Here is a 21,752-nt window from a genome sequence, read left to right on the forward strand (position 1 = left end):
TGGGATTGGAGTGGTTAGGTTTTCAGCCTTGTCTCACCGGGTCTCGACCTCGACAAGCTCGGCCCGGCGGACACGGGTGTCGTTTCGACGGAGCTCAACGCGGCGGCTGACTGGCTCCGACCCGGCGAAATCGTTCTGCCGGCAAGATCGCGCCGCGGCCGGCGACAGATACAACACCCGGCGGACAACACCCCGCGTGGCGCGAAGATCGAACGCGATTGCGGCAGTCCACTTCAGCGAGTTGACCCGGATCATTCCCACCGAGATGGACGGTGCGGTCCTCACCGAGATCGCAGCGACCCGCGTCGGGTCTTCCTAGCCCACTGCGGTGCCGAGTGCTTTTCCGATCGCGAACGTCACGATCATCGCGATGGCGCCTCCGACGACGACCCGGCACATCGGCCGCCACGGCGATGAGCCGCCGAGGACGGCGCCGACGTAGCCGGTCAAGGCCAGGGCGACGATCACCGCTGCGAAGGTGATCGGCACCCGAACATTGATTGGCGGCAACAGGATCGCCAGCATCGGCAGCAGGGCGCCGGACAGGAACGACACCGCAGAGGACACCGCGGCCATCCACGGGTTGGTGAGTTCGTGGGGGTCGATGCCGAGTTCGATGTCGGCGTGGGCCTCGAACGCATCACGGTCGGTCAGTTCGGTCGCCACACGGCAGGCGGTGTCGTGGCTGAGGCCCTTGGCCTCGTACAAGCCCACCAGTTCCTCGAACTCGGCCTCGGGTTCCTCACGGAGTTCGCGGGTTTCCTTGGCCAGGAGTGCCTGTTCGGTGTCGCGTTGGGTGCTCACCGACACGTACTCGCCGAGTGCCATCGACACGGCGCCGGCGCAGAGGCCCGCGAGACCGGCGGTGAACACCGGACCGCGCTCGGTGGTGGCGGCGGCGACACCGACGACGATGCCCGCGGTGGAGACGATGCCGTCGTTGGCGCCGAGCACACCGGCACGTAGCCAGTTGAGACGATTCTTCAGTGAGCCGCCGGCGTGGGGTTCACCCGGATGCTGATGCGGCGGATCGGCATCGTCATGCTCGGCAGCAGTGTCCTCGACGTTGCGCATGACTCAACTCAAGCCCGAATTGTCGGGAGCCGCAAGTCAGGAAAGCCGAACCTAGCTGCAGTTTTGCCGCGATTTTCGTGTGTCTCGGATGGGCGAATCCATGGCGACCGCACTCACGCGAACCGCTGCAGGATGGAGTGCACCGCCTGGGTGACCGTCACCCGGTCGTAGCTCTGCACGAAATCGAAGGTGCGGTCGAGGTCCGCCGATCCGCAATGCTGATCGCGCGCCGACAGCAGAGCGGCGAAATGAGGCCCCAGCACCGCGACATTCCATTCCTCGACGAGGTCGTCGTCGGGTGCCAGCGGTGCGCGGTGCACGTTGCCGTCGCGGATGTCGACGAGGTCGACCCCGTAGACGCCGGCCAGTCCGGTGCGCATCGACATCGACCGCCATCGCGCCGCGGTTCGGTCGGTGAAGTGGCGGGCGTGCTGAAAGGTGCCCAGCACAATCGCCGCACCGCCGGCGGCGGCCTGTTCTTCCAATGCCTTACTCATCTCGATCAGCAATCGTTTGCTGCCGCGGCGCGGGACGTGCAGGGCCGACGCGATGGCGTACGGGGTGGCGCCGTCCGGTGCCGGTGTCGACCACACCGGCAGATCCGGCAGCGGAACGATGGTCGCCGTTCCGAACACCGACGGCGACTCGACCGCGGGATACAGGCTGCCGGTTCCGTAGGACGCGCCCATCGTCATCGCGGTGATCCGTTTGGCCTCGTCGTCGACGCCGTCGGCGACGACCACCGCATGCGTGCGTTCGATGTGGGCGGCCAAGGTGTGTGCGATCCGCGCGCCGTCCGGATTGGCGTCGGCGGCAAGTAGCTCGGGCCCGGTGACGATGATGTCGGGTTCGATGAGCGACAGCAGGGTCGCTGCCTGATCGCTGGTGGTCAGGCCGTCGACACAGATCACCCGTCCCTTGCTGCGGGCCCGGGCGACCCGCGCCAGGGTGCGTTGCGGGCTGCGTTCGACGGCGTCGGGAAGCACGACCATGACGTGTCGCTCCAGGACGTCGAGAGTGTCGTCGTCGAGGCCGTCGACGAGTTCGAGGTCGAGGTGGACGAGCAGCGGCAGAATCTTGGCCAGGGACTGTGCCTGCGGGGAGGCCGCGAACTCGCGTTTGCGGTTGTCGAGGACGCGGTGCTGATCCATCAGCCGGGCCGCCCGGCGCAGGGCGCGGGAGGTGCCGACCCGTGTGCCGGTCGGGCCGCGCAGGGTGAGTTCGACCGCCGCGACGGCACCGTCGCTCAACCGGCACACCGGCGCGAATTGCATGTGGAGCTCCAGCTCATCGAAGAGAGTGAATCCACTCCCGACCGGCATCTGTGCAGAATCAGGGGTCATCGCAGAACCACGTCCATCGGCCTTCCCTTGGCGCGTCGAGGCGCAACCGGATGGATGCAGCTGTTTCACATCCTCTTGTGAACGTCACATGAGGTGGCTCATAACCGTGACAGGGCAAACATGGTGCCTACGGCCAGGGTAACAAGAAACGCGATGAGGACGGCAGCGACCGTCACCGACCCGGTGAAGCCGACGGCCATGACGAAGACCCAGAGAATGACGGCGACTATGGCGGCGATCCACAGCACCCGGACACCGCGGTCCGCGGGATCCGGTGGCGCCGGAATCGGATCGACCTCAGCACCACCGGCGGCGGTGTGGTTCGGAACAGCGGGTTCGGGTGACATGTGTCCGACGTCGTGTCAGAGATCAGCCGTTACGTGCGGCTGCTGCGGCGCCGCTCTCGGTGGTCTGGCCCGCGGTGGCGAGTTCGCCGGTGTAGCTCTCCAGATGCGCCCGCACGAACCACTGGAACTTCTCCAGTTCGGCGGTCTGCCCGATGAGGATGTCCTCGGTGATCGGGTCGAGATCACCGGTCTTTGTGATGGCGTCACGATGGGAGGTGATGAAGCCGTCGTACACCACATCGAGCGCGCCGAGGTGCGCCTGCGCCGTGTCCCGACCGATCGAGTAGTCATCCCAGGAGCGGTCGACCTCGATGGCCTTGGCGGTGCCACGTGGCGACGCGCCGAGGGTGGCGATGCGTTCGGCGATGGTGTCGGCATATCCGCGGACCAGTTCGACCTGCGGGTCGATCATCTCGTGCACGCCGATGAAATTGGCGCCCACCACATTCCAGTGCACATGCTTGAGGGTGAGGTGCAGGTCGTTGAGCGCCGACAGACGCTCTTGCAGCAGAGTGGTGACCGTCGATGCGGCGTCGGAGTCAAGTCCGGGAGCGGTGAATGTGGTCATGACCCCACGCTACGAGTGCCGCCGACCGCCGCACACCCTCGGCGGCGCTGCGCAACGCAACCGAGACGGATGATCACGGTATGGTCACGACGCAAGCGCGCAAGCGATCCCGTCTCGCGGTGACAGCATTTGCCGTCACCAACGGTTCCACCGGTGAGTTCCGTGACATGTACTCGCGGTCGAGCAACAACCTCAAGGAGTTGCTCCTCGACAACAAGGGCGACCAGCAAGGGCACCGTCGTCGACGCCGCGGTCAAGTCGGTGACGCCGGATCGGGTGGCGGTGGCCGTGGATCGTCGAAGACGAACTGCAGCGGCTGCCGCAGAATGACGCGCCGGAGACGATCACCGAGACGATCCGGTTCCTGGAGTCCGATGCCGCGGCCGATCAGTACCCGCTGGATCGCATCGGTGCCGGATTGTAGAGCCCGGATCGCCGTGCCGTGCCGATCTCCAGGTCGGCCGGCGGCGCCGGGTCGATCTCGGTGAACCGTTGCAGCCCACCCCAATCCCGGCCCCAGTTGTTGCGCAGATAGGTCGGCAGCAGCGTCGGCGTGAGCATCGCCTCGGTGATGCCGAGCGGCCCGCCGGCGGTACCGGCCATCCAGGTCTGACTGTTCTTCCGGGTGGCCTCGGCGTCGGGCATGATGCGCCACTTCGGTACCTGCAGAACGCCGTTGACGACCTTCATGGGCTGCTGGCAGGGGAACACCATCCCGGGCAGCCAGTCGATGAACACCGGATCGGTGCGTCCGACAACATCGTTCAGCGTTCCGAGGGTGCTGATCCGCGGGGGAGTGATCGCCACCCATTCGGCCGGGGCGCCCGCGGTGTCGACCAGGTCGATACGTACGACGGTGGCGCCGGCGGGTGACTCGGCCAGGGGGAAGCGGAGATTGCGCCACGTGGGGGCCTCCCCGATGTCGATCGGCGACATCGTCCCGAGTGGGGTGACGGTGCCGTCGGGCCGGATGCGTCCGAACTGCGCGATGACCGTCTGTCCCGGATGGACCACGCCGATTCCGTCGACGGCCTCGACGGACCCGGCGACCGCGACGGTCAGCAGCGGAGCGGTATCCGAACGTGCCGGTATGGTGTACCACGAGGTGGTCAGATGACCTGTGCCGGTGGGTGATCCGTAGGTTCCGAGCACCGGGGTGGCGGCCGGGTCCAGAGCGAACGGCAGCCGCACCGTCGATCCGTTGACTCCCCGCTGTCCCCGACCGCCCTCGGTACCACCCTGCGCCGACTCATCGGAGGACCCGGACTCATCGGCGCCCGCCCCGGACGCGGCACTGTTGGTGCCCGACGACGTCGTGGTCGTATCGGAGTCCTCGGTGGCGTCCACGCTGAGCTGGTCGGGAACCCCGTTGGGGGAGAACCCGCTCGGGGGTTGCCCGGACGGTGTGCCGGCGAGTGCCGCCGAGACGTCCGGCGCGGGTGTGCCGTCGACGGCCGCGGGCCGCAGCAGACCCGCCGTCGGATCCGCCTCGACGAGAACGTCATTGGCCAGTCCGCAGGAGTTCCCGGTCAGTGCCCGCACATTGGAGTTGAGCCAGGAGAACGAGTCACGTTGTACGTACGCTGCCTTCGCGAAGGTCACGACCATGAAGATCACCACGAACGCCGAGATGACCGGCAGCGGCGAGAACGTCAGCCTCGTGTACCAACGGTCGGACCGGCCCGCACGGGTCGCCTCGTCGACGTAGTCGTCGCGGAAGTGGAACCACAATCCGACCAGGGTGGTGATCACCGCGAGGACGAGGAACACCGTCCCGAACTGGATTCCGGCGAGCGACGGCGGACGATCCCACCACGGGATGCCGTAACTGCCGACGAACCACCATCCGTTGGTGCCGGTGAACGAGATCCCGGTGACCGCGAGGACGGCCGCGGCGAAGAAGGTCCGATTGCGCCGGGATCGCAGGATGGCCGGTGCCATCATCGCACCGGCCGCGGCGGCAAGGCCGCCCGCGATGCCGGCGTAGACCCCGAAATGGTGGGTCCACTTGGTCGGGGTGAACGCGATGAAGAACATCGTGCCCAGGGTGACCGCGATGAGTCGCCAGATCGGTGCCCGTGCAACCCCGTTGGGATGGACCCGACGCAGCAGGCGGAGCAGGACCACGATGAGGCACAGGATCATCACCAGAATGCCGAAGCGCCGGGACAGCGTGCCGTCGGCGGTCGGCAGGATCAGGTAGTAGTACCGCACCGGTTCCTCCCACCATTCCAGCGTCGGACCGACGGAGGTGGCCACCTGATTGCCCACGAGTAGCGGCATCAACGGCTGATCGGCGAAGATCTGGAACAGCACCGCGGTACCGGCGGCCAGGATGGGCGCCAACATCGGCAGCAGACCGTCGCGGCGGCGTCGGGTCACCAGGGTCTTGACGATGGGCCGCACACCCGCGAGAAGCGCTGCCACGGCCATCAATCCGCCCGGCGCCAACGCCAGGGTGAAGGCGGCGGTGACCACGGCGATCGCATAGGGCAGCAGGCGGCGGGTGGCGATGGCACGTTCGACGCAGCACCAGGTGAGCAGGGCGCCGACCGCCTCGGCCGGCTCCGGGCGCAATCCGTTGTTGTACGGCAACCAGATCGCCAGGAACACAGACGCCGCCGACCACACCGCGGGCGTGCTGTGGCGGACCGCGCGACCCAGGCGAGGGATCACCTCGCGCGAGATGAGCCACCACCCCAGGAGCCCGAGCAGCAAGGCGGGCAACCGCATCCACGGTGCGGCCAGGCTGACATGGGTCATCGCCGAGATGACCTGGAAGTGCCACCCGAAGGGATCCTGCGGCACACCGAAGTAGCGGAAGTAGTTGTCGGCGTATCCCGCGTCGCCGGCGATCCGGCCGACGATGAAGTTGTAGCCGTCGTCGGAGGTGTTGGCACCCATCAGCCACCAGAGGGCCAGGATGACGAACACCGCGACGTCGGGCGGCCGGATCGTCCACCAGCCCGACGGCAGGAACCGCTTGTGGCTGCGGCCATCCCGACGGTCCAGCAGACCGAGCATCACCAGCGACGCGAGGGTCATCAGGATGCCGAGGACGATCGCCGTCACCTTCAGCGGGGTCGGTGTGCTCACATAGCGGGTGTCGATGGTGGCGTGCACCGATAGCCCGTCACGCGGCGTCTCGGCAGGCAGGTCGGTGTAGATGCCGACGATCTGCGGGCGCATCTGCTGGTCGGGCACCGTGAAACTCGACTGGGCGTCGTCGCCGGTGAGGACGGGCGCGTCCGACGCGCTGCCCGGTCCGGCCGCGAAACGCGCCGACACTCCCGACCCGTCGGCGTGAAAGAGGATGCGGCAGTCGGGATTGTCCTGGGCCGTGTCCCGGGGAGCCGAAAGGATCACGAGGTCACGGTCGGTCACCACCAGCGCGTCGGCGGTGGCGCGGATGAACAGGGCGCGTGCCGCGGCGTCCTGCCCGCCCTCGGGCAGTGTCGAGAGCAGCACCCCACCGCTCGCGGGTAATGCGCGTGCCAGTGCACACGGCGCGGCGACGTCCATGTCGATCGGCACGAACGACACCAGCGGTGCACTCACATTGCCCACCGCGTCGCCCTGCGGCCACCGCAGTTCGGCGGTCGTCTGATTCACCGGCAACAGCGGGGTTCCGACGGCCAGCAGCATCCCGAGCAGACCGAAGACGACGGCGCCGATCCTGATCAGACGAGCATTGCCGGGTGACGGGGTTGGCGGGGGTTCGGTGGTCTGGGACACGGTGGTCTGGGGCTCGGTCGGCTGGGGATCAGTTGTCATCGGAGGACTCCACCCGGATCGTCGTCGGCCCGGACACGCGCAGTCCGGACCATCCCCATTGCGAGCGGCCGGTGGTGTTCACCTGTGCCGGTACGGCTTCGGGTTCCAGTGGCGTCAGCTTCTCCAGTGCACCCCAGGATCGATGCCAGTCGTCTTTCAGGTAGGTGGGCACCGCCTGTGCGGAGGTGGTGCCCTCCGACACCGCGAGCAGCCCACCGTCGTCGGCGTCCTGCCACGTCTTGGACTGCGAGTTCGCCGCGACGTAGTCGGGCAGGATGCGCCACCGGGGAACCTGTGCCACACCGTTGGTCACCTGTAGCGGTTGCTGGCACGGGAAATGCGATGCGACGGTGAAGTCGATGAGTGCCGGCGCGGTGCCGACGACCCGCTGCAGGGTCTGCAGTCGGGGCGCCCGCGGTGGTGTGATGGCGAGGAACTGGTCGGCGCCGAGATTGTTGTCCGACAACGACAATCGCATGACCGTCGCGGCCGGCGGGACCGCCGACATCGGCACCCGCAGGTTGCGCCACGGGCGGTTGATGATGGTCGGGCCCGCGTCGAGGGGTACGACGTCGGGGCCGATCTGCTCGAAACCACCCTGCTCGCCGCCGCCCGCACCGGGGCGACCGAACTGGACCACCAGCTTCTGACCGAATTGGTACACCCCGAACATGTCGACACTGGCCACCGATCCGGCCGCCGAGAACACCAGCAGCGGAGAGGACGCGCGGGCCGGGAGGTCATACCAGCCGGTGGTGAGGGTGGCCTGCCCCACGTACCCGTAGCTGCCCAGGACGGGCGTGGTCGCCGGATCGAGGCCATAGGGCAGGGCGACGGTCGATCCGTTGACGGTTTCGGGCCCGCGTCCACCGGTGGTGCCGGCCTCCAGTCCGCCGGAGACGACGAACGGCTGGGAAAACGGTGCGGCCACATTCATCTGGCCGGGGCGGGCGCTGCCGGACTTCGGTGACAGGTCGTCGGGAACCCCGTCGGGGCTGAAACCCGTTGACGTCACGCCACTGCCGGCACCCGCCAGCGCCGCCGAGGCCGACTCGCCGCCCGCCGGGACGAGCATGCCCGCGTTCGGGTCCGGTTCGACGAGCACGTCGTCGGCCAGCCCACAACTGTTGCCGCGCACCGTGTTCAGGTTCTCCCCGAGCACGGTGAACGCCGGATACCGGACCGCCGCGGCCTTGGCGAACACCAGGACCTCCGAGATCACCATCAGCGCGGCGATCACCGCGATCGGCGACGACGCGAGGAACAGGCGACGTTGATCCGACCGGCTGTCACCGCCGCCGTGGGCGAGACCCTTGTTGGTCACGTAGTCGAGCCGAAGGTGTTGCCACACAGCGACAATCGCGGCGACGACGGCCAGGATCAGGAAGATCGTCGACACTCCGACGCCGGCGACCACCGGGGCCCGGTCGAACCAGGAGATGCCGAATTCGTAGGCGAACGGCCAGGCATTCTTGCCCGCCATCGCCGCGGCGAGCGCGAAGAACAATGCGGACACGAAGACGGTCAGGTTGCGGGTGGAGCGTGCCGCCGACTGCGCGACGGCCACCGTCGCGCACGCCGCGATCCCCGCGCCGACACCCGCGAACACCCCGAATTGGATGGTCCACTTGGTCGGGGTGAAGGCGAACAGCAGCATGGTCACGCCGATGGTGCCGATCAGGCGCCACACCGGTCCGGGTGCGATGCCGCGAATGTGCCCACGCCGCAACATGACCGCGACGCAGACGATGAGTCCGGCCAACAAGAGCAGCAGCGGTACCCGTCGGGTGAGGGCGCCGTCCTTGGTCTCCACCGCGATGAAGTAGTACCGCAGGTACTCCTGATTCCACGAGATCACCGGACCGGTGAGATAGCGGATGCGCACCGCGTCGACGACCGAGGCCAACGACTGATCGCGGAAGACGACGACGAGGATCAACAGACCGGCCGCGACGATCGGCGCGACGAGGGCGGCCACGGATTGTCCGGCGGCGCGACGGGCGAGCACCACCCGCAGCAACGGCCGTGCCGCGACGACGAGGACGGCGACGCCGATGATGCCGTGCGGTGCCAAGGCGAGGGTGAAACCGGCGGCGATGGCGGCGGCCGCGGCCGGCAACAGGCGCCGCGTCGCGATCGCCCGCTCCGCCGCCCACCATGTCAGGAGCGACCCCACCACGATGATCGGCTCACTGCGCAGTCCGCTGCAGAACGGCAGCCAGAACGCGGTGAACACCGTCGCCGCGGCCCAGCACGCCCAGCCCTCCCACCGGCGCACCCGCGACAGGTTTCCGGCCACGGCCGGGCCCAGGCGGGGCAGCAACACCCGCGACAGCACGAACCACGAGACCAGCCCGGCGATCAGCGGCGGGATGTGCATCCAGAGCAGCGACGGCGACACGCCCGCCCAGTGCGCGAGGAAGGAGTAATACCAGTCGAACGGCGCCTCGGGGATGCCGTAGAAGCGGTAATAGTTCGCCAGGTGCCCGAACGAGTCCGCGGTCCGCCCCATCGTCAGGATGTAACCGTCGTCGGGTGAACCGGCACCGAGGAACAACCACACGATCAGCGTCGCGGTGACGCCGACGTCGGTGGGTCGCGGACACAGCACCGTCCACCAGGACCGTCCGGCGGTGATCCGGCGTCGATACCCGTGCTCGCGATCGAGCAGGAACAGCGCGATCAGCGAGATGATCACGCAGATCACCGCGAGGATCATCACGACGAGTTTGATCGTCGACGGCGAACTCGTGAACCGGCTGTCGATCTCGACGTGGGCACGCAGACCCTGGTCGACGGCCGCACTGATCTGCTGGGTGGGCAGTGCGGTGAACATGCCGTCCACCTGCGGGCGGGCATCGGCACCGAGATCGCCCGCCGACCGCACACCCTCGGGCTCGGCGCCCGCCGCGTCGACGAACCGGGCGCCGGTGCCCGTCGCCGACGAGGTGATCTGCACGTGCGAGCACCGCCCCAGAGCCGACCGCGGGGCACTCGCCGCCTGGGTGTTGCGGAAGGTCACCGACACCGCGTCGCGGCTCGCCGTCACGTACAGGGCCTTGTTCTTGCTGTCCGGCGCGGCGGTCGGCATCGTCGACAGGACGACCGCGCCGTCGGCGGGTGTCGCGCTCAGCAAGGTGCACGGAATCGAGATGTCCAATGACTGCGGGGTCTGCGCGATCAGCGGGGCCACCACGTCGGGTGAGGTGTCACCGGCGAGTTGTGCCTGCGGCCAGTCGAACGACGACTGTTTCACCGTCACCGGCAGCAGCGGGGTCAGCAGACACAGCAGTGCCCCGAGCACACCGGAGACGACGGCGATCACGCCGACCGGAACGCCGCGCCGAGCGTCCGCCGCCGACGCCTGCTGAGGTGATCCCGACGCGGGAGGCGGGGCTGTCGCGGGCACGATGATTGATGCTATGTGACGGAACTGAGAGGAACCGAGCGGGCGCGTACTGCGGGCGGATGCGTGTCGGTCGGTGCCGCAGAGCCCGTCGGGCCACGATAATGGGCGGCATGCACTTCGACGGCGATATGTCGGGTCCCGAACTGTTCTCGCAGTTCTACGCGGTGGTCCTGCCGCATGCGCACAGCGCCACACGTCGCGTGTTGTGGTCGCCGCGCTATCAGGACTGGTTGCGGTCCCGGGACGGCCGCGTTCAGAGCCGCGACACCTTCCTCAAACGGCCCGGCACCACCGACGGGCATCCGGACGAGCCCGATCAGGAGAAACTGACCGCGGCCGAGGAGCTCGCCGCGCGGGTGTTCGACTCCGACGACCCGTGGGTCTGTGAGCGCTGCGGGCAGCGCGCGCCACGACTGCACTTCATCGCGCCCGACGTCCACGGGGTGCCGGCGGTGTACTGCGTGGAGGTCCCGGCACTCGACGTCGTCGAATCCAAGGGTGTCGTCGGCCTCGTCAAACACTGGGGGAGTCCCTTCGCCTGTCAGTCGGTGAACCCGGCGATCGAGACCGGTCCCGCCGACGTCGAGATCGGCCCGCGGGTGCTCTATCCGTTCGGCAAACCCCTGCCCGCCGGCGACGTGATCGCCCGCGACTGGTGTTCACGATGCGTCCAGTCGGCTGCCGCCGCCGTCGAGGTGGCCGCGCGCAACGGTGAACCCGTCGAGGCGAGGATGCGGGTGCAGGCCGAGATCATGATCAAGAACACGGCCCTGGAACTGCTCAGGTATTCGTCTGCACAGCGCTGACGCGGAGTCCGGCCTGTCGGATTCCCCGGCATGATCCGATGCCGCAATCCGATGCACCGAGACGACCACCCAGGATCGTCCACTACTGTGTCCGACTGAGATGAGTGAGCCCCAGACGCCGACGTCCGTCACGCCCGATCGGCGTGGCGATACTCGTGCACTCCACATCGGCGGCCGCCGGATCCACTCCGATCCGAGGTTCTGGGCCCTGCTCAGCGCCGTCGCCGGGTGCGTCGCCGTCATCGCGGCCATCCTGACCCCGTTCCTGCCGGTCACCGCCCACACGGCCACCATCACGTGGCCGCAGGGTCAGTCGCAGCAGGCGACACCCGGGGTCACCGCGCCGCTGGCCGCGCAGACCGCCGCCAGGCTCGACGTCAGCGCCGACTGCGGACTCCTCTCCGACGCCGTGCGCGCAGCGGACACGAGTGGCCGCACCGTCCTGACGACCATGCCCGCCGACGCCCAGCGCGCCCGCGACAGCGCCCTGGTCATCACCGCCACCCGCACCGGGGTCACCGTGGTGACCCGCGGCACGGAGATCGCCGCGGCCACCGCCGACCAACTGACCACCTGCCGCCGGCTGCACGTGTGGTCGGCACGTGACGGGGTCGGCGCCCGATTCCTCGGCGTGGGCGGTCCGGACGCGGCGGGCACCGCCGAACCCGCCGACCAGCCACAAATCGCCGGGCTGTTCACCGATCTCGACTCGACCACCGGTCTGGCCGTGCGCGTCGACATCGACAACCGCTTCGACACCAGTCCGTCGGCGCTGAAACTCGTGGTGATGATCCTCGGGGTTCTCGCGGCGTTGCTGTCCTTCGTCGCGATCGCGGCCCTCGACGTCATCGGCGGATATCACCGGCGGATCGGCCGGATCGACGTCCGTCGACTGCTGATGCCGCGGGCCGTCGACATCGTCGTGACGGCGGTGCTGGTGATCTGGCATTTCCTGGGCGCCGGATCGTCGGATGACGGCTACATCCTCGGGATGGCGCGCAACAGCGTCGACGCCGGATACCTGGCCGATTATTACCGATTCTTCGGCATCCCCGAGGCGCCGTTCGACTGGTACTACTCCTTCCTCGCGCTCTGGTCGCAGGTGTCGACCGCCGGCGTGTGGATGCGGTTACCGGCCCTGCTGGCCGGGCTGGCGAGCTGGTTCATCCTCAGCCGCATCCTGCTGCCGCGACTCGGTGGCGCGATCCGCCGGTCGCAGTGGGCGATGTTCACCGCCGCGGCGGTCTTCGTGGCCTTCTGGATGCCGCTGTGCAGCGGGCTGCGCGCCGAACCGATCATCGTGCTGGGTTCGCTGCTCACCTGGTGGGGTGTCGAGCAGACAGTCGCCACCCGGCGACTGCTACCGGCCGCCGGTGCGACCCTCGCCGCCGGGATGACGTTGGCCCTGGCGCCGCACGGAGTGATTGCGGTCGCGCTGCTGCTGGCCGGTTCCCGGCCGATGCTGCGCACCCTGCGCCTGCGTTCGGCCGACCTGCACCTACGGTGGCGTGGCCGCACGCTGTGGGGATCGGGACTGGTGCCGCTGCTCGCGCCGCTCGCCGCGGCGGCCGGGCTCGTGGTGATGGTGGTCTTCCGCGACCAGAGCCTGGCCACCGTCGCCGAGGCGCTGCGCGTGCGGGAGACCGTCGGCCCGACACTGTCCTGGTACCAGGAGTTCCTCCGGTACTACTACCTCACCCTGACCACCACCGACGGCACCATGGTGCGTCGCGTTCCGGTGCTGCTGTTCTTCGCGGCGATCTTCGTGACCGTGGCGATCATGCTGCGCCGCAAACACATCCGCGGTGTCGACTCGGCACCGGTGTGGCGTCTCATCGGTGCCGTCGGACTGACCGTGCTGCTGCTGTCGTTCACCCCGACCAAGTGGACCGTGCAGTTCGGGATCTACACCGGACTCGCGGCGGCGATGGCCGCGGTGACCACGGTGGCGGTGGCGCAGATCGCCCGACGCTCACCACGCAATCTGTGGATCTACATCGCCGGCCTGATGTTCGTGTGCGCGGTGTCGGTGGCCGGCCAGAACGCCTGGGGCTGGGCCTACGACTTCGGTATCGCCTGGTTCGACAAGGCGCCCGTCCTCGCCGGCCGGCCGCTGTCGTCGGTGTTCCTGGTGCTCACGGTCCTGTCCCTGGCGGTCGCGGTGTGGTTCCACCTGCGCATCGACATCGACGCCGAAAAGGGTCGGGTGCGAACAGATTCCGCGTCGGCGGGTGGTTGGCGGACCGGTCTCGCCTCGGCGCCGATGGTGGTGATCGTCTCGGTGGTGGTGCTGGCCGAGTTGGTGCTGTTCGCCAAGGCCGCCGCCGACCGTAGTGACACCTACACCACCTTCGGGGCCAACGTCGCGGCCGTCACCGGCAACCCGTGTGGCATGGCCGACAAGGTGCTCGTCGAGCCGGACGCGAATGCCGGTGCGCTGCAACCGATCGGCACCACCGACATCTCCGCGGCGCTGGCCGGGGAACAGAGTGGCTTCACCCCCGACGGAGTCGCCGGCGACCTCACCCCGGAGTCGACGACGCTGGGCGCCGGAACCATCAACACCGCAGGCAATCTCGCGCGACCCTACGTGGTGACCGGGGGAATGCCCGGCACGATCGGCGGCGTCGGCCCGGCCGGGGTCAACGGCTCCACGGCGGCGCTGCCCTTCGGTCTGGACCCGGCCACCACACCGGTGCTCGGCAGTTACGGCCACGACAACGGCACCGCCGAATTGACCTCGCTGCCCTACCGTCTGCCGGCCCGCGATTCCTCACCGCTGATCGTCATCACCGCCGCCGGACCGGTGTTCTCGGTCGACCAGGACGGCGTGATCACCCCTGGCCGGTCATTGACCGTCGAGTTCGGCACGGTGTCGGGCAACGACTTCCGGCGCATCGGCGCGTCGTACGTGCCGATCGATCCCGGGCCCGACCGCCCGAATCGGCCGTGGCGGAATCTGCGCATCCCGATGTCCGCGGTGCCCGCGCAGGCCACCGCGATGCGGATCGTCGCCGTCGACGACAACCTGGCGAACGATCAGTGGCTGGCGTTCACCCCGCCGCGAGCTCCACAGCTGACGACCCTGCAGGACCTCGTCGGCTCCGACGCCCCGGTGCTGCTGGATCTGTCGGTGGGCAGCCAGTTCCCGTGCCAGCAGCCGGCCACCGTCAGCAACGGCGTCAGCCAGATCCCGCAGTGGCGGATCACCCCGGATCGCACGACGACCTTCTCCAAATCCAAGTCGTGGCAATCGGCGATCGGTGGTGGTGCCCTCACCACGGCCGATGCGTTGACGAAGCCGGACACGTTGGCGACGTATCTGGAGGGTGACTGGTACCGCGATTGGGGCAGCCTGCAACGGCTCACGCCGCTCGTGCCCGACGCCCCGGCGGCCCGGATCGGAACCGGCGAGGCGACACAATGGGGATGGACCCGCGACGGTGCGATCAGAGTGGTGGCAGAGAATGACTGACCGCGAGGTGACCGAGACCGGGGCATCCGAGACCAGGGCATCCGGGACCGGGGTGTCCGGGGCGGGGGTGTCCGACCGCAGAATCCGGATCGCTCGGATCGTTGCCGTCGTCGCCGGCGCCATCGGCATTCTGCTGGCCGTCGCGATGCCGCTGCTACCGGTGAGCTTCACCAAGGTGGTGCTCAACTGGCCGCAGCAGGGTGTCGAGAATGTGGTGGCGCCCAACGTGTCCTACACGCCGACGAACATGGACATCACGGTGCCGTGCCGGCTGGCCGCCGACCTGCCCGCAGAGGGTGGGGTCCTGGTGTCGACGGTCCCGCAGAGTGGGGTCGAGGCCGGCAAGGTGGGCCTGTTCGTCCGGGCCACCTCGGACCGTCTGCTGGTGACGCAGCGAAATGCGGTGCTGCTCAACGTGCCCCGGGAGCAGGCGCAGAGCACCCCGGACTGCACGGTGGTGATCCATGCCGACACCGGGGGCACCCGCGGCGAGATCCGGGGCCTGTCCACCGACGGTGGGGCACCCCCGAGCTTCGATCTGCGTGACCCCAACGCGCGACCACAGATCATCGGCGTCTTCACCGACCTGCCCAAGGATGTTGACGACCAAGGCCTCTCGTACAGCTCCACGGTGGACACCCGCTTCGTGTCGAGCCCGACGGCGCTGAAACTGATCGCCGCGATCGTCGGCGTGATCATGACGATCGCCTCCCTGGTCGCGTTGGCGATCCTCGACTCGCAGGATGGCCGCAAGGTGCGTCGCTGGCTGCCTCGACGGTGGTGGCGGATCACCCTCGCCGACGTGGTGGTCGTTGCCACCCTGGTGATCTGGCTGTTCATCGGTGGTAACACCGCCGACGACGGGTATCAGCTGACCGTCGGACGCATCGCGCCGGGCGCCGGGTACCTCGACAACTACTACCGGTATTTCGGTGTGCCGCAGGATCCGTTCGGATGGCACTACCAGTACCTCGCGCTGTGGATGCAGGTCAGTACGGCCACGCCGTGGTTGCGACTGCTGCCGTTATTGTTCGCCCTCGCCGGCTGGTTCCTGTTGTCGCGGGCCGCGTTCGGGCGGATCGGCGCGGCCGTGCGAACCTCGACCGCCGCACGGTGGGCGGGCGCGTTCGGCTTCCTGGCGGTGTGGCTGGCGTTCAACAACGGATTGCGGGTCGAGCCGATCCTGGCGGTCGGCATCCTCGCGACCTGGCTGCTCGTCGAACGCGCGGTGGCCACCGGTCGGCTGTTCCCGCTGACGCTGGCGATCATCGTCGCCGCGTTCACGCTGACCGTGCACCCGGCCGGCGCGATCGCCGCACTCGCACTCGTTGCGGCGTTGCGGCCCATCGTCACACGCCTGCGCTACCGCATCCGCCGCGACGGCTGGCTGCCGGTGCTGGTGCCGATTCTCGCGTCGGGTGTGCTGGTGCTGTACGAGATCTTCGCCGATCAGCCCCTCGCGTCGATCCTCGAGGGCGTCAAGGTGCAGGGCATCGTCGGACCCACCAACAAGTGGTGGACCGAGGCGATGCGGTACTACATCCTGCAGAATCCGACCACCGACGGGTCCATCGCCCGACGCATCGGCATCTTCGTGACCTTCCTCGCGGTGATCATCATCGTGCTCACCCTGCTGAGCAAACGCCGGGTGCCGCGCATCGCGACGGCACCACTGTGGCGAATGGTCGCCATCCTGGCCGGAGCCGTTCTGGTGCTGGCATTCTCGCCCACCAAGGCCACCCATCAGATGGGCGCGTTCGCCTGCATGACCGGCGTGCTGGTGGCGTCGGCGACGGCGATGATCTCGCCGCAGGTGATCCGCCGGCGATGCAATCGCACGTTCATCGCGGCCGCCGCGACCTACGTGCTCGCCGTCACCTTCGCCGGCCGCAATCAGTGGTGGTACGTCGGCAGTTACGGAATCCCGTGGGGTGATGACACCCCCAACGTCGCGGGTATCGAACTGTACATTCCGATCCTGCTCGTCGCGGTGGCGCTGACGATTCTCGGTGCGTGGCAGTACTACCGCGACGACCGTCGCGCCCAGGCCGGCGAGCCGGTCGACGAGTCGAGCACGGGTGTGCGCGGGTGGCTCGGGCGGATGCCGACGTACTCGCTGGCCATCGTGTTGGCGATCGTGCTGGTGTTCAACATGATCTCGTTCGCGAAAGCGATTCAGACACAGCGCGGTTCGTGGTCATGGGCGAGTTCCAACGTCAATGCGCTGCGGGGCAATCCGTGCGCATTGGCCGACGCGGTACTCGTCGAGGCCGACCCGAACAAGGGAGTTCTCGCACCGGCACAGGTTGCCGGACAGAACAATCCGTCGCCCGGGGCGGCGTTGGCCGGCACCGGGATGACGGGCTTCACACCGAACGGCGTGGCCACCAATCTCGAGGACACCTACGACGATTCCGATGGCTCGGATGCGACCACGCAGGACCCGGCGCAGACCGAACCGACCACGTCGCAGGATCTGTCGGAGGGCACCGCGGGATCGTCCGACACCGGTGGCGGCACCACCGCCAATCAGGGTGTGAACGGTTCGTCGGTGAAACTGCCGTTCGGTCTGGATCAGTCCCGGGTGCCCGTCCTCGGAAGCTTCGGGGCGCCGAATGGCCGGGCGCAGTTGACCTCTGACTGGTATCAGTTGCCCGCACGCGGTGAGGACAAGCCCCTCGTCACGATGTCGGTGGCCGGGCAGGTGCAGTACGTGGACGAGCTCGCGGTGACGCATCCGGGGCAGAAGCTCACGGTGGAGTTCGGGCGGGTGGAGCCCGACGGACGGGTGACGACCGTCGCCTCGATGGTGCCGCTGGGTATCGACACCGCCCCCGAGTGGCGAAACCTGCGTTTCCCGTTGGAATCCGCGCCGCCGCGCGCCACTGTCGTGCGCGTCGTCGCTGCCGACACGAGCTCGGATCCGGCCCAGTGGCTGGCGCTCACCCCGCCGCGCGTCACGCCGATGACGACACTGAATGATCTTGTCGGCAGCGAGGATCCGGTGCTGTTGGACTGGGAGGTGGCCTTCGCCTTCCCATGTCAGCGGCCGGCCGGTGTGCACAACGGCATCCTGGAGGTTCCGCAGTGGCGGATCACCCCGGACGCCGAAGGTGAACGCGTGAACTCGCGGCGCTGGATGGCCGGTGACTACGGCGGCCCGCTCGGCATCGTCGAGAACGATCTGCGGCCGACGGTGTTGCCGTCCTACTTGCGCAACGCCTGGGCCAAGGACTGGGGGAGTCTGCAGAAGCTGACCCCGCTGGTCGATCAGGTTCCGGTGGCGAATCTCGAAGTGACGCAGGATGTCCACACCGGACTCTGGACCCCCGGACCGATGCGGGCGATCACCAACTGACGCTGACCGTGCTCACCGCCGCCGGTTGAGCACCATCCCCCCGCCGGTTGAGCGCCCATCCCCCGCCGGTTGAGCGCCCATCCCCCGCCGGTTGAGCGCCCATCCCCCGCCGGTCGAGCACCCTACCCCCCCCCGGGTGAGCGCCCATCCCCCGCCGGTTGAGCGCCCATCCCCCCGCCGGTCGAGTAGCCCCGAGGAACGAGGGGCGTATCGAGACCACCCCAACGTGAAAGCGATCCAGCTCAGTACCGAATCGGCGCGGGACTCCACAGCCCGCTGCGGGTCTGTGTTCCGGTGGTGATGTCCGCGTTCGTGGTCACATCGTCGTACGGGACAAGACGTTCCAGCGATCCCCAGTCGCGTCCGACGTCGCCCTGCAGGTAAGTGCCGACGGCGGTCGGGTCGAGGAGGACCTGCTCCCACCCCAAGGGTCCGCCGCCGAAGCTGTCCTGCCACGCCGACACCGCGGCCGACAGGTCGGCGCCGGGTTCGATGCGCCACCGGGGGATTTCGGCGACGCCGTCGTGATGGGTGAAGGGACGCTGGCAGGGGAAGACCAGGCCGGAGGTCCAGTCGACGTGCACCGGATCGCTGCTTCCGACAACCTCTTGCAGGGTCTGCATCTTCGGTAGCCGCGGCGGGGTGACCATGATGTAGCGGTCCTGGGACAGGTTGTCGTCGGTGGCGACGATGCGCACCGCGGTTACCCCGTCGGGCAGGTCGCTGGTGGGTAGTCGCACGTTGCGCCACGACGGACGCGGCCCCGGGTCGATCATGTCCTTCGCGCCCGCGGCAGTGAGGTCTGCGTCCCGGGTGTCGTTGCCGATCGGATCGGTGGTGTACTCGAGCTGCAGATTCTGCGGATAGTCGAACATCCCGGCCACCGAGAACGTCACCAGGGGCAACGACTTGTAGTCGGTCGGCATCCGATACCAGCCGGAGGTGAGTCGCGCCGTGGTCTGGTCGGTATCCGAATAGCTGCCGAGCACAGGGGTTTTCGACCGGTCGAGCTCGAACGGCAACGACGCGTGGCTGCCGTTGACGCCGGGAGTGGCCTCCTCACCGCCGCCGGTGCCACCGGCGTTCGCGATCAACACATCCGGGTCTGCGGCCGCGTCGCCGGCGAGGACGCCGAGCGATCCGGCCGGGGCATTGGCGTTGAGGTCATCGTGCGTACCGTCGGGGGTGAATCCGGTGGTCGCCTGCCGGGTCGAATCCGCGGGTTGTGTCGTGGGTCCGGCGAGCGGATCGCGCAGCGTCGAATCAACCGGGGTGAGTTGGTAATCGCTCGGGTTCTGCTCGATCCAGATCTTGTCGGCCATGCCGCACTGTTTGCCGGTCAGGGCCTCGAGGTTGGAACGCGGCACCGAATACGACTCGGCCTGGTGGATACCGGCGAAGGCGGCGGTGATCAGTTCGAAGGCCACCGCCACCGCGGCCACCCACGCCAGTGGAGCCCCGGCCAGCGAATGCCAGAGACGGCGATACCAGGGATGTGGTCGCTCGGTCCAGTGTGCTTCCTCGGCGGCCTCCGGGTCGGTGCCGGTGAACGGCTCCCGGAAGTGAAACCACAACGCCAGCAACAACAAAACCAGTGAAACTGCCAGCATGGCGGTACCGATGCGCACCACGATGGTGACCTGGTCGACGCCCCACGGCATACCCCAGGCCGACGAGTAGTAGTAGGAGTTGGGGCCGGTGAACGCCAGACCGACGATGAAGAACACCAGCGCCGCGTACAGGGTGCGGTTGCGCCGCGAATGCATGGCGCTCTGGCTGGCGGCAATGGCGGCGATGGCCGCCAAAGCTGCTGCCAGACCGGCGAATACGCCGAAGTGGTGGGTCCACTTGGTCGGGGTGAACATCAGGAACACCAACGACGCGAACGTGATTCCGACGATGCGCCGTGACGGTCCGAGCGCGGTTCCGGGGATGCGGGACTTGCGGATCAGCACGGCGGCCGAGACCACCATTCCGAGGATCATCGCGAGCACCGCGAAGCGCCGGGCGATGGAGCCGTCGGCGGAGAACGCGAACAGTGACGAGTAGCGATCGATCTCGTTGTACCAGTGCAGCGAGGGACCGAGCGCCGATTTCATGCTCGAACCCTCGAGGAAGGAGCGCAGCGTCAGGTTGGAGAAGACGACGAAGACCACGAACGTTCCGGCCGCGCCGATCGGTGCGAGCAATGCCAGGTAGGCCCGCCAGCCGCCACCGATGGCCCGGGCGCGTCTGATCAACGCCAGGATCATGGGCCGCGCCCCGGCGATCAATGCGGCGACAGCAAGCAATCCGGTCGGCCCGGCCGCGAGGCTGAACGCGCCGAACAGACACGCGAGCGCGGCGGGGAGGAGCCGTCCGGTGGCGATGGAACGTTCCACCGAGCACCACGTCAGCAGCGCGCCGAGGCAGATGATCGGTTCGGGGCGCAGCCCGTTGTTGAACGGGAACCAGGAAGCCAGGAACACGAACGCGGCCGTCCACCCCACCCCGGGGCGGACGATCGCAGCGCGACCGAGGCGTGGCAGCACCTCATGGCTGATGATCAGCCACGAGCCGATGCCGCAGAGCAGAGCCGGAAGACGCATCCAGGGGCTCGCCACGGAGACGTGGCTGAGCAGACCGAAGACCTGATAATACCACCCGAACGGCGCTTCCGGCGCGCCGAACCACCGGAAGTAGTTCGCGGTGTACTCGCTGTTCTGCGCGACCCGCGACATGGTGAGCAGATAGCCGTCGTCGGAGGTGTTGGGTCCGATGAAGTGCCACACGATCAGCGCGCCGATGACCACGTAGTCACGGGCATTCAGGCGCCACCAGTGGGCCGGGAAGATCCGTCGGTGCTTGCGGCCGTCGGTCGAATCGAGCACCGTCAGCGCCGACAGTGACAGCAACGTGCAGATGATGCCGACGATGAGGACGAGCCACTTGAGGATCGTCGGCGTCGACGTGTACCGCGAGTCGATGGTGACGTGGGCCGTCAGCCCGGGGATCGCCGACGCCGCGCCGGACAGATCGGTGAACAGGCCGGTGACCTGCGGTCGCTGGTCGGAGGTGTAGAGCTCGCGGTCGGCGGTCGTGCCGGTGAGCGATTCGCCCTTGTCGTTGGTCATGCCGACGAATTCGGCGGTCACCTCGTCGTGATCGGCGTGTACGACGATCTCGCGACAGTCCTGTGCCCGGATCTGATCGAGCGTGGCCGAGACCAGCGGCACGTTGCGGTTGACCACCTCGACGGTCTGCCCGCCGCCGGCCGGGCCGGTCGTGCGGATGAAGAGGCCGCGTTCGGGTGCCTTCTCCGCGCCCTTGGGAGTGGTCGACAGGAGCACCGACTCGCCGGGCTTCAGGTCGTCGACCGCCGAGCACGGGACGCTCACGTCCAGGTCGATGGGTACGTAGCTGACCAGCGGCGCGGTCACCGAGGTGATCTCGCCGTGCTGCGGCCACGAGATCTCCGCGGTGGTCTGCTTGACCGGCATCAGGGGAGTCGCCAGAGCGAGGAACACCCCGAGCAGTCCGGTGATGATGGCGAGGAGTCTGGCTCGCCTTACCGTCGACGCTGCTGGCACAAAGAGTGATCGTAGTTGCATCACGCGAC

10 protein-coding genes are annotated in these 21,752 nt (G+C 68.2%); 3 read left to right on the top strand and 7 right to left on the bottom strand.

Annotated elements, in window-relative coordinates; translation table 11 throughout:
• Positions 1–315: 315 nt before the first annotated feature.
• The 6 genes from ACWETB_RS06685 to ACWETB_RS06710 form a co-directional block, all read right to left on the bottom strand.
• Positions 316–1,074 (bottom strand): VIT1/CCC1 transporter family protein, encoded by a 759-nt coding sequence (locus ACWETB_RS06685; RefSeq protein WP_348807274.1) that lies wholly within the window; start codon positions 1,072–1,074, stop codon positions 316–318.
• Positions 1,075–1,187: 113 nt separating this feature from the next.
• On the bottom strand, positions 1,188–2,417 hold the full coding sequence (locus ACWETB_RS06690) for a DICT sensory domain-containing protein (protein WP_452210100.1): 1,230 nt from the start codon (positions 2,415–2,417) through the stop codon (positions 1,188–1,190).
• Positions 2,418–2,515: 98 nt separating this feature from the next.
• Positions 2,516–2,764: a hypothetical protein gene (locus ACWETB_RS06695; protein WP_452210102.1), complete on the bottom strand. Its 249-nt coding sequence runs from the start codon at positions 2,762–2,764 to the stop codon at positions 2,516–2,518.
• Positions 2,765–2,786: 22 nt separating this feature from the next.
• Entirely contained in the window at positions 2,787–3,332 is a 546-nt protein-coding gene (locus tag ACWETB_RS06700; protein ID WP_449742588.1) for a Dps family protein, read from the bottom strand.
• A 387-nt stretch (positions 3,333–3,719) separates the two neighbouring features.
• Positions 3,720–6,977: an arabinosyltransferase domain-containing protein gene (locus ACWETB_RS06705; protein WP_452210317.1), complete on the bottom strand. Its 3,258-nt coding sequence runs from the start codon at positions 6,975–6,977 to the stop codon at positions 3,720–3,722.
• A 118-nt stretch (positions 6,978–7,095) separates the two neighbouring features.
• Positions 7,096–10,515, bottom strand: coding sequence for an arabinosyltransferase domain-containing protein (locus tag ACWETB_RS06710; protein ID WP_452210104.1), 3,420 nt, complete (start codon positions 10,513–10,515; stop codon positions 7,096–7,098).
• A gap of 110 nt (positions 10,516–10,625) precedes the next feature.
• Between ACWETB_RS06710 and ACWETB_RS06715 the strand changes: the two genes are divergently transcribed.
• The 3 genes from ACWETB_RS06715 (at position 10,626) to ACWETB_RS06725 (ending at position 18,154) form a co-directional block, all read left to right on the top strand.
• Entirely contained in the window at positions 10,626–11,321 is a 696-nt protein-coding gene (locus ACWETB_RS06715) for a hypothetical protein (RefSeq protein WP_449742590.1), read from the top strand.
• A gap of 100 nt (positions 11,322–11,421) precedes the next feature.
• Positions 11,422–14,796 carry an arabinosyltransferase domain-containing protein gene (locus tag ACWETB_RS06720; RefSeq protein ID WP_348810243.1) on the top strand — a complete coding sequence of 1,125 codons (3,375 nt, stop codon included), beginning with the start codon at positions 11,422–11,424 and terminating at the stop codon, positions 14,794–14,796.
• The gene (locus ACWETB_RS06725) at positions 14,789–18,154 is read left to right on the top strand and encodes an arabinosyltransferase domain-containing protein (protein WP_348810242.1); all 3,366 of its coding nucleotides are present in this window, start codon (positions 14,789–14,791) and stop codon (positions 18,152–18,154) included. Before ACWETB_RS06720 ends, ACWETB_RS06725 begins: the two co-directional genes overlap by 8 nt.
• Before the next feature lie 242 nt (positions 18,155–18,396).
• Here ACWETB_RS06725 and ACWETB_RS06730 read toward each other — a convergent pair whose 3' ends face one another.
• Complete coding sequence (locus tag ACWETB_RS06730) at positions 18,397–21,723, bottom strand: arabinosyltransferase domain-containing protein (RefSeq protein WP_452210107.1); 3,327 nt, start codon at positions 21,721–21,723, stop codon at positions 18,397–18,399.
• Positions 21,724–21,752 lie beyond the last annotated feature (29 nt).

The sequence above is a fragment of the Gordonia sp. NPDC003950 genome (genome assembly GCF_053605205.1).